The sequence below is a fragment of the Acetobacter oeni genome, from assembly GCF_011516825.1.
Lineage (GTDB): Bacteria > Pseudomonadota > Alphaproteobacteria > Acetobacterales > Acetobacteraceae > Acetobacter > Acetobacter oeni.
Window position 1 is genome coordinate 65,821 of record NZ_WOTA01000021.1, and the last position, 10,184, is coordinate 76,004.

The following is a 10,184-nucleotide window of genomic DNA, read 5'->3' on the forward strand; positions in this document are numbered from 1 at the left end:
ATCATTGCAGGCTCTCATTTCTGTAAAATCTGAAATCATTGTGTCTGTGATATGCCGGTAATGCGCCAGACGGTGTTCCCCACATCATCGGTAACAAGGAGCGCTCCTGTTCGGTCTGCGATAAGATCAACCGGGCGCCCGTATGCATGCGTTTCGTTTGCTGTCAGAAAACCTGTCAGGACATCTTCCGGCGGACCGGCCGGTTCTCCATCAGCGAAAGGCACATAGATGACTTTGTAGCCGCTTTTGGGGCGCCGGTTCCATGAACCATGCTGAGCAATAAACATGCCATTTTGCCATTTCTCCGGGAGAAGTTTGCAGTCTGCTCCAAAAGTTATTCCCAGAGATGCCGTATGTGGCCCCAGAGCGTAATCCGGCACGACAGCTCTGGTCACCAGCGCCGGGTTCTGCGGCCGGACCCGCTGATCAACATGCTGGCCGTAATAGCTGTAGGGCCAGCCATAAAATGCGCCCTCACGAACAGCAGTGATATAATCAGGCACGAGATCGCTGCCAATTTCATCGCGTTCATTCACAGCGACCCATAGCGCGCCTGTTTCAGGCTCCCACGCCAGACCATTCGGATTCCTCAGTCCAGTGGCATAGGGCTCTGTTTTTCCTGTTATCAGGTCAAGGCGATTGATCCTTGCTCGCCCCTCTTCGGCTTTCATCCCATTTTCGGCAATATTACTGTTAGAACCAACAGTTATGTAGAGATATCGTTCATCCGGACCGGCAATTATATTCTTTGTCCAGTGGTGGTTAAAGCCCGACGGCAGATCGATGACTTTAACACCCGGCTCTCTGATGACCGTATCGCCATCCTGATAGGGAAAACGTATAAGTGCATCAGCATTCGCGACATACAAATAATTTCCAATCAGAGCCATGCCGATGGGGGAATGTAAATTATCAAGAAATATCGTTCTGACATCTGCCGTTCCCTGTCCGTTTGTGTCGCGAAGCAGCACAATGCGGTCGGGGCTTTTCACTCCGGCACCAGCCTTACCTATGATAAAACCTGCAATTTTATTCTTAAAAGATGAAACGTCCGTCCCTGGGGAGTTTGACTCTGCGACAAGAATGTCACCGTTCGGCAAACGGTAAAGCCAGCGGGGATGATCAAGGCCGGTAGCATAGGGTCTGACCGCCAGGCCAGCAGCCGGACGTGGAGACTGCTCGTCTTTCCAGCCTGTCGGCGTAGCGATATTGATCGTAGGTACCAGCGTCTCATTGGGTGACGGCAGTTCAGGATGAGGTCCTGTTCCTTCAGCAATCTGCAGAGAGGCATATTCCGGCCTCTCAACAATATTCCACCACGCAACACTTCCGACTATGATACAGGCTGCAATTGCTCCGGGAATATAAGGTGTCCGTTTCCATTCCATTATTTTCTTCCCCGGCAACATATGACCCGCGTCAATATTGAAAAATAATTGTATTTCTTTATGTTTTCGAAATTACACTGAAAATGCAAATTCAGAGAATATCCTGATACCTTTGCCTGAAAATTTTATTCTCAGTCATCATCATTTCCCGCTGAGCTCACATCCTGAACGCCCTCAACCGTCGCCAGTGCGGCGATAAGGTGTGATACAGGCCGTTTTCCTTTAACCTCCATCGACAGTGTGACGGACGGAGCTGACTCACCTTCATTTCTGTCGAGAGGACCGGCAGTGCCCTCGATATCTGCTCGGTCCTGAGCTGCTTTAAGGCGTTCTTCATAAAAACCGTTATGATTGATTGTAACATGGTCAATCGCAAACCGCAGGCGTGTGCACTCAACGAGGATATGTCTGAGCACGCCTTTTCCGTCGATATATGAAACATCGAGTTGTGCGCTCGTCCGTCGCTGCTGCGGAATATTGCGCGTCAGTCGGGGGAAAACAAACATAATTATAAAATGTGCGGCTGTTGTCGCCAGAGCGAGTTCAAGCAAACCGGCGCCGCAAGCCATGCCAAGCGCTGCCGTGAACCAGACGGATGCAGCGGTGGTCAAACCACGCACCGCATCACGCCGCATGAAGATAACGCCTCCTCCGATGAAACCGATCCCGGAGACAATCTGAGCCGCCACACGCGAGGGATCGAGGATCACTCGCCCGCCGACCAGAACGTCGTCAAACCCAAATTTTGAAATCAGCATGAATAGTGCGGCAGACATACCAACCAGAGTGTAGGTTCGGAGACCCGCACTTTTCTGACGAAATTCACGCTCAAGTCCAACCAGCCCTGACAGAACGAATGCGAGCGTAAGATCCCCGAGTTGCTGCCAGCTTTCTCCGGGAAGTGTTGTGACGTACATATGACGAAAAAACTCCATGACCTGATCCTGGCATTAAACGCCTGATCTCAGACAATGGAGGCACATATTTCTTTTACCAGTTTCTTCAGCCCACAGAACGAACCACACACAACCCGAGTTGATAATGAACCATCTGGATATATAGCTAAAACTGGCGATTAACCGCATGACTCCAATATTGTGCAGCAACGTCTCTCAATACCTTGTCGCACCGGTATCTCTGGCATTTCTACCTGACTTGCACACCGATTCCAGCAAGCCAGATGTTGGAGCTACAGTATAAATTTTAAGTATTTTTACCGGATCGAGTTGCCTTACTGCGCAATTACAACTCAGGCTGCCGCAACATTTCCCCGCAGCGGCAGAACCGGACGAATGAAATTCAACGCCAGTTCAAAGGAATCCTGCTTACTCAGCAGGTGGCCACGAATCGCATCCACAACCATCCAGCGCGAACCCGCCGGACGAATAATATAAGCAGGATCGGCACTTTCACGTACCCACACAAGAATCTGCTCAGCACCGCAGTATCCTGCGTCATCGTCGATAAAGATATCGGCGTCACACAGCCCCATACAGAGCCCTGCATTCAGCCAACGCGCAAGATATTCACGATGACGGGGCAACACACCCTGACGGAACGGAACGACGTTTGTAGTGTAACCTGAGTTATCAGTCAGCATCGTCCCCGTTCTCCAGTTGCATCGGCTAATCCAACGGTATTGCCATCGCGTTTTACACACCAAAGGAATTCAGCATCTGGGGAGCAGCAAACAGAGCGCGTCCGGAGAACTGTGACAGAAAAACAACAAGAGATCACACTCGTGGTAAAAATTTAATCACATCTCAGACTAACTGCATAAAATATGTGCCTGATATTTAATCATGCCTTATTGAAATCTACTTCCTCCCTCTCAAATCGCCATCGAAATGAGCAGTTTTCCCGATTCTTGCTTCGTGAGCACTACGCGGTTGTTACACTTCCCGGGTAACTTCTTTCGGCCAGCGTCGATGCAACCATAACCAGCTTTCCGGACAAATCCTGATCCAGTTTTCCAGCCGGTCGTTGATCATCTGCGTGAGGAGCGCCACATCTGTTTGCCTGTTGCCGCTATCAGGCAGAAGCATCGGAGCCTCGACCACGATCCGTAACCGCGCCGGCCCAAGCCGCTGAACATGGCCGGGAATAACCGGGCAACGAAACTTCAGGGCCATTGCCGCCAGAGCGGGAGCGGTCATGGCCGGGTGTCCGAAGAAACGTGCCTCGATCCCGTCATTCATCTTCTGATCGACGAGCATGCCCAGCCTGTTGCCCTTCGCGACCCAGGCAAGCGCTTCGCGTGCGCCCCTTGCGCCCTTGGCGAACAGGGGCAGCGGCGTCTCCATTGCCGCGTTACGCAAATCACGAATCATGCGATCGACCAGAGGGTTTCCGGCAGCACGGTAGAAAGAAGCGAAGCCCACGCCGTACTTCGCCACTCCCGGCGGGAGCATTTCCCAGTTACCAATGTGTCCCGAGACAAATAACACCGGGCCACCATGTTCCGCCTGGGCGATAAGATGCTCAGCACCGCTCACTTCGTACCCCGGACCGAACGGTGCGTTCTCCACGAGAGTCGGGATATGTGGAAACTCTCCCACTGTCCGTCCCAGATTTTCCCATACGCCCCGGATCACTTTTTTACGTGCCGCCGCATCCAGTTCCGGCATTGCCAGCCGAAGATTTCTGTCTGCCACTTTTGACGCCGGCAGGAATGGTCCTGCCATCCTGCATATTGCGCCACCAAGGTCCGAAGCCTTCTCTGGCCTTAGTCGCCGCAGCAGCGTCAAAGCGAAACCGGCTAGGGCTGCCTCGACCCGCATTGCCAAGGTCACCCGCACTTTCCCTGTTTCGGAACTGGCCTTTCTGACGCTCACTCCTGCCCGCCTGCTTTCAGGTTGCACATAACATCCAGAATACGATCCGGCATTTCCGGATCACTCCAGTTCACATGCACGCCCGCAACACGCACTTTCCTGCGAAAGTCTGCCGGCAACCTGGCAGCATCCTTTGGGGTCGTCACAAGTTCCGCCGTCATCCCCGCCGCCATCTGCTCCAGACGTTCCAGTTCGGCGCGGCGAAACATATGATGATCCGGAAATGGCTCACAATGAACAGGTGTAACACCACTGACACTAAGTGCCTGAAAAAATTTTTGCGGGCGGGCCAGACCGGCAAATGCGAAAACCCGCTTCCCCCGCAGAGTGTCCACACCGGAATCCATGACCAGATCCGCATGCAAAACGGGGACGCCGGGCCGAAGACGACCAGCCAGCAACCCGGCAACATTAACCCGTACCGCACCTGTCACCACGACCATATCCGCTGCGGCCAGTCCTGATTCAGGCTTCTCACGTAACGGCCCCGCCGGCAGCACACAACCGTTTCCAAAACCCGTCATGCCGTCAATGAGCAGCAGAGATATATCCTTGTGCAACCCGGCATTCTGAAAGCCATCATCCATCAGCAGACAATCCGCGCCATCGGCAATGGCGTTCCGGGCTGCGGCCACACGATCCCGACCCACCCAGCACGGCGCGACCCGGGCAAGCAGCAGAGCCTCATCCCCGACATCCCGGCTCGTGTGCAAAGCATCATTCACGAGAACCGGTATGCCGTCCCGACCGGCACGGCCGCCGTAACCACGCGTCAGAATATGCACGACCCTGCCCCGCGCCCTGAGGCGCTGCGCAAGGTCGAGAACCATTGTCGTTTTTCCTGTTCCCCCTACTGTCATGTTTCCGCAGCAAATTACGGGAACCGATGCCCGCCAGCCCGTTTTCAGACGCCGGCGCACTGCAATCTGGCCAGTTAACCATGCTGCCGGCCGGAGCAATGTCGATACGATACCGGGTTTTTCACTCCAGAATTCCGGCGCCCTCATGAGCCGATCCCGTCAGTCATCGCTTGCCATTTCAGAGATCAGTCCGGCCAGTCGGCCCGGCAGGCCCGCATCCCGCGTGGCTACACTGCGCCCGGCTTCACCAGTCGAACGGGCGAGCGCCGGATCTGTCAGCATTGTTCCTCCCCAGGCGGCAAGCTCTCCAGGCGTCCGCACAACGGTCACGGCATGACCCAGGTCTGCGAAAGCTTCCTCAAAATTTCCGATCTGCGGGCCTGTCGCGATGGCGCAGCCAAACCGTGCCGGCTCAAAAGGATTATGACCGCCACCCTTTGCCGGAAACAGGCTATTGCCCATAAATACGATCCGCGTGAGCCGGAACAGTATCCCCAGTTCGCCAAGCGTGTCGAAAACCCAGACAGAATCACCCGCAGTCGGCCACGAGTTTTCGGACCGACGCGGCACAATGCTCTTCATCAGTCCTTGCTTTATTACCAGACGGGCTAGCTCAGCGCCCCGAACCGGGTGACGGGGCGCGATGATCGTCAAAAGATCCGGAAAAGACACCCGAAGCAGAGCAGCCGCCTCCAGGATACTTTCTTCTTCACCTGCATGGGTAGAAGCGGCAACCCAGACAGGTCGGCCGCCCAACAGCTTCTGCACCTGCTCCATCAAAACAGGGTCACAGGTCAGCGGAGCCGCAGCCATCTTCAGGTCACCATCAAAGAACACCGGTGCAGCCCCAAGCTCCCGGAACCGGGCAGCATCTTCCTGAGAACGCGCGGCAACCCAGGCAAGACCATTCATGACCCGCTGAACAACGGAAGGCACCCGGCGCCATCCGGCAAGCGTCCGTGACGACATACGACCGTTGATCACAGCAACCGGAATTCCGGCCACACCGCAGGCCGCAATCATGTTTGGCCAGAGTTCGCTTTCTGTCAGCACCAGACAGTCCGGCTGCCACTTTGCGAGAAACCGCTTAACCCAGCGAGGCACATCTAGCGGAACGAACTGATGGACAACACGCCCGACAGACTCATCCGCCAGGAATTCTCTTGCCAGAAGCCGGGAGGCTGTCACGGTTCCCGTCGTCACCAGAACACGCAACGGAGGCTCATTTTCCAGAAGAGCACGAATGACCGGGATGACAGAGACAGTCTCCCCCACACTGGCGGCGTGCAGCCACACCAGTTTACCCGCCGCTCCCGGGACGGCAGCCGCAAGCCCCATACGTTCCCTCAGCCGTTCCCGGACTTCCTTGCCGCGTCGCTGTCGTACCCGCAGCATGACCGTAAGCCCGGGCGCGATAATTGTCGCAAGCCATGCCCATAACCGGCTACTGCCTGCGTTGCCGACACGCCCACGCGTGGTCGGCGTTCTGAGGTCACCCTCCGCTACGCTTCTCCCCGGCATAGGCCTGAGGCGCAGATGCCCGATGTTTTCTGTGACAGGCCTCGAGGCTGATTCTGAAGCAGCATTGAGCGCGTTTGTGAGAGTTTTCCGGGCTTCTTCGCGCTCTCCGCGTTCGACGTTCACGGGCGTTCCACAGACAATTCGTCCGCGTCCAAACGGGAGAGGAACAACCATCCTATCCCATGATTTTACACGAAAACAGCGACACATAATGCCAAGAGGGATGATCGGAGCACCAAGCTGTCCGGCCAGCGCCAGGACGCCCTGCTGTACCTGTCTCCGCGGGCCTTTCGGTCCGTCCGGCATTACCGTAACTACGTGCCCCTCCCGAAGCAGAGCCCGAATACGCCGCAACGCGGCCGCACCCCCCTTGTTTTTGCCTTTACGATCTGACGAGCCATGGATTGCAGAAATCCGCCAGGGTGCAATGACATCCGTCATCAGCTGCGCATCACGATTGCGACTGATCAGCACATGTAAACGCATTGAGGGATTCTGCGGCTCTGTCCACCACCAGAGAACCGGGGACAGTGCGAGTTCCTCGTGCCAGAAGGCGACCAGCAGACCTGTTTGCCCCGCGCCGCTTCGCTCGTTAAGCAGTAACGCCCGGGCTTCAGGAGAAGCCTCGAACTGCCATCGTGTGGTCTGTAGTGAAAATTCCAGCCATCCACGAAGCGCACTACATATTAGCAGTCGCCCCTGCTTACGCATAAAGTCAAACACGCTCACAGGAAGAACTCAGAACAAACGGGAAAAGGTAATAATCGGGCAGGCATGCCGCGCGGTTAGCACGCAGAACGGTATTCAGAAAAGACCACCATCACTCAGATGAGGAAATCCCGGACAGGTCGTTTCCAGACTGCACGAACTTCAACGTCATGGACCGGTGCTCTCATCTGCAATCTCAGACACAAACTCTGGCTCGCTCCTGACCGGTCACAACAGTCCGAAAGGTTGAGCAGCAGTTTCTCAGGCCGGAACATTATTTACACGGCGTTCGAATCAAGCTTCAGGCGGTCTGCCCGAGGTAAGACCTGCTGGCAGGCAATTAAAGAGACATCAGTCCGGATGGAATAAAACCGAACCGATGCCTCGCCTGATCTCCTGGGGATATTAAAGCCTGAAATTCAGTAACTCGCCGAGATATTGAAGAGGAACGAGCGACCTATTGCCGGCGTCACACGATCACTGAACAGGCTGCTGTAATTAAGGCGATTAGAAAGATTATAACCATTCATGGCCACCTTCCAGTGCTTAAGGAAGCTATGAGAAATCATTGCGTCCCACTCTACCGTGGACGGAACCCGCTCTGTATTAGCAGCATCCAGCCATACACCATTTCGCCAGGTAAGGCCGCCCCCGAAGGTCACATTCCACGGAGAGGCAGGCGCTATCGTATATGTGGTCCAGAATGTTGCAGAATTCTTTGGCGCATATTGAATCCGCTTACCAACATCTGCGGCAGTCAGCGAAGCAACAGTTGTTGCATCGTAATAAGCGTAGGTTGCGATAACATTCCAGTTTTTCAGAATTTCACCCGACGCACTCAGCTCAAATCCCTGGTTACGCTGCCGGTCGCTTGATGATGTCACGTCGCCGGTGCTGGGATCAGTCAACATAGCATTGCCCTTCTCCAGACGAAACGCAGAAACTGTAAATCCCATACGTCCACGAAAAGCATTGTACTTCGCGCCAATTTCATAGAGGCTGCTGCGTTCAGGTTTAAACCCCTGCGTGCTGGATTTTAGCGGCTCAGAACTATTCGTGACATAAAGGCCCAGAGGTGTCGTGGATTGTGACCAGTTAAAATAAACCATGACATTTTCATTGGGTGTATACATCAGATGAACAGTAGGATTGAACGTACCCTGATTCTGACCATAGGAAACACCCTGCGCAACGGCTCCACCATTGGCCGCATAATGACTGTTCCAGTTATCCCAGCGAAAACCTGCGGTCGCAGAAAACCATGGTGTAAACCAGACCTGATCAGAAAAGAAAGCACCGACATCAGTCGCTGACCCGGTCTTATAAAGGGCACTTCCGACGCCACTGATGTCCACAAGGTTACTGGCGTACTGTCCGACGCCACCAAGCAGCAATCCCGGCGCATTAGCAGAGGGATGGAGCAGACTGGTCGTATCGGTCTTTGTACCGTTCAGACCATTGTAATTATAGGCGTAGTTCGTACGACGATCATAAATATGTTCAACATCCCAGCCGGCAATAATCTGATGCTTCACTGAACCTGTATTGAATTTTGCAATTGTCGAAAAAACATTTTGAACTGACCAGTCATCCTGCTGATAGGGTTCGGGACCTCCCTTCGACCCACGCCGGTCAACAACAGCCGCCTCCGGATTGCTTGAGAAAAATTCCGCATTACATGTAGAATCACAGGCTTCCTGAGAAGCGGAGAAGTAACGTTCATACATGCCACCTCTCAGATCATCATAAAATGAGATGTGGCTATTGAGCTCATGCTTCAGATGCGCGGTCAGCATATCCACATTCGAGTCATCCTGATCATAACTCGTGCCATACCAGTTCTTGCGACTGACCCCGAATTCCGTGGCAGGGCGGGCAATTGATGTACCCGGCTTTGTCAGCAACGGGACACCATAATCGGGAATACGATTATCGGTCTGGTGAAAATATTCGAGTGTCAGTGTTGTCGGCTTACCAAGACCAAAGGCAATGGACGGCGCAATACCCCAGCGGTGTGAATAGACGTAGTCACGACCGACTTCGTTATTTTCATTACCCATTCCGACGATACGAACCGCAGTAGATTCACCAATCTGCTGATTTACATCCAGAGTACCACGATAATACTGTCCTGACCCACCAGAGAACTGACCGCCATAGCTATTCCCAAGATGAGGTGTTTTGGTAACATTGTTAATAGCACCACCTGTCGTGCCGTTTCCGAACACTTCAGAGGATGGCCCCTTGATAACCGTGACGTGATCGTAATCAAAGCTATCCCGGTTATAGACACCGAAGTCGCGCAGTCCGTCTTCGTAAATATCGTTCTGCGCCTGAAATCCACGAATCAGGAACTGATCTCCCGACATACCGCCTTCACCTTCGCCAACCGAAGCGGTGATACCGGGCACATTGCGCAGCGCTTCATCAAGAGATTTCACATTCTGCTGTTCCATCAGCAATTTCGGCACGACGTTGACGGTCTGAGCCGTATGCATGACATCCTGCGGCATACGGCTGAACCCAAGATCTTCATGGAGGATATTCATACCCTGTCCATGAACAACCAGGCTCTCGGTATTTGAATTCGGACTAATGAACTTCGTGTCAGTGTTGACCGGTCGGGCCGCCGTAACAGCCCCTTTTGTAGCAGGAACCGGGGCAGCGACCGGTGCATTCGTAGCAGCAGCAGAATTCGTCTTAACAGACGGGTGGTTTTTTTCGTTATGGTGCTGTTTTACGCCGTGCCTGTGAGGTGTCTCAGAGCCTGAATCAGAAAGCGGTTTGATTGATTTTTCGCAGAACTCTGCGGATATGGGCAATCATCAACCACGCGTGGGATGACGAGATTGTTGCCTCGACATCCTTCGTGA

General features: G+C 53.9%; 7 protein-coding genes and 1 pseudogene. All 8 read right to left on the minus strand.

Features of this window, described 5'->3' with window-relative positions; genetic code table 11:
* Positions 1–35: 35 nt before the first annotated feature.
* Complete coding sequence (locus GOB90_RS13510) at positions 36–1,388, minus strand: PQQ-dependent sugar dehydrogenase (RefSeq protein WP_173572092.1); 1,353 nt, start codon at positions 1,386–1,388, stop codon at positions 36–38.
* A 131-nt stretch (positions 1,389–1,519) separates the two neighbouring features.
* Complete coding sequence (locus GOB90_RS13515) at positions 1,520–2,323, minus strand: MgtC/SapB family protein (protein ID WP_242012026.1); 804 nt, start codon at positions 2,321–2,323, stop codon at positions 1,520–1,522.
* A 314-nt stretch (positions 2,324–2,637) separates the two neighbouring features.
* The gene (locus GOB90_RS13520) at positions 2,638–2,988 is read right to left on the minus strand and encodes a hypothetical protein (RefSeq protein WP_146888605.1); all 351 of its coding nucleotides are present in this window, start codon (positions 2,986–2,988) and stop codon (positions 2,638–2,640) included.
* Positions 2,989–3,280: 292 nt separating this feature from the next.
* Complete coding sequence (locus tag GOB90_RS13525; RefSeq protein WP_146888755.1) at positions 3,281–4,168, minus strand: lysophospholipid acyltransferase family protein; 888 nt, start codon at positions 4,166–4,168, stop codon at positions 3,281–3,283.
* Between the two features lie 50 nt (positions 4,169–4,218).
* Positions 4,219–5,229 (minus strand): tetraacyldisaccharide 4'-kinase, encoded by a 1,011-nt coding sequence (gene lpxK, locus GOB90_RS13530; RefSeq protein WP_146888601.1) that lies wholly within the window; start codon positions 5,227–5,229, stop codon positions 4,219–4,221.
* A gap of 12 nt (positions 5,230–5,241) precedes the next feature.
* Positions 5,242–7,332 (minus strand): glycosyltransferase N-terminal domain-containing protein, encoded by a 2,091-nt coding sequence (locus GOB90_RS13535; RefSeq protein ID WP_261765965.1) that lies wholly within the window; start codon positions 7,330–7,332, stop codon positions 5,242–5,244.
* Between the two features lie 398 nt (positions 7,333–7,730).
* Complete coding sequence (locus tag GOB90_RS13540; RefSeq protein ID WP_242012027.1) at positions 7,731–9,809, minus strand: TonB-dependent receptor; 2,079 nt, start codon at positions 9,807–9,809, stop codon at positions 7,731–7,733.
* 274 nt (positions 9,810–10,083) lie between these two features.
* Positions 10,084–10,184: pseudogene (locus GOB90_RS13545) on the minus strand (IS5/IS1182 family transposase); the annotation flags it as partial.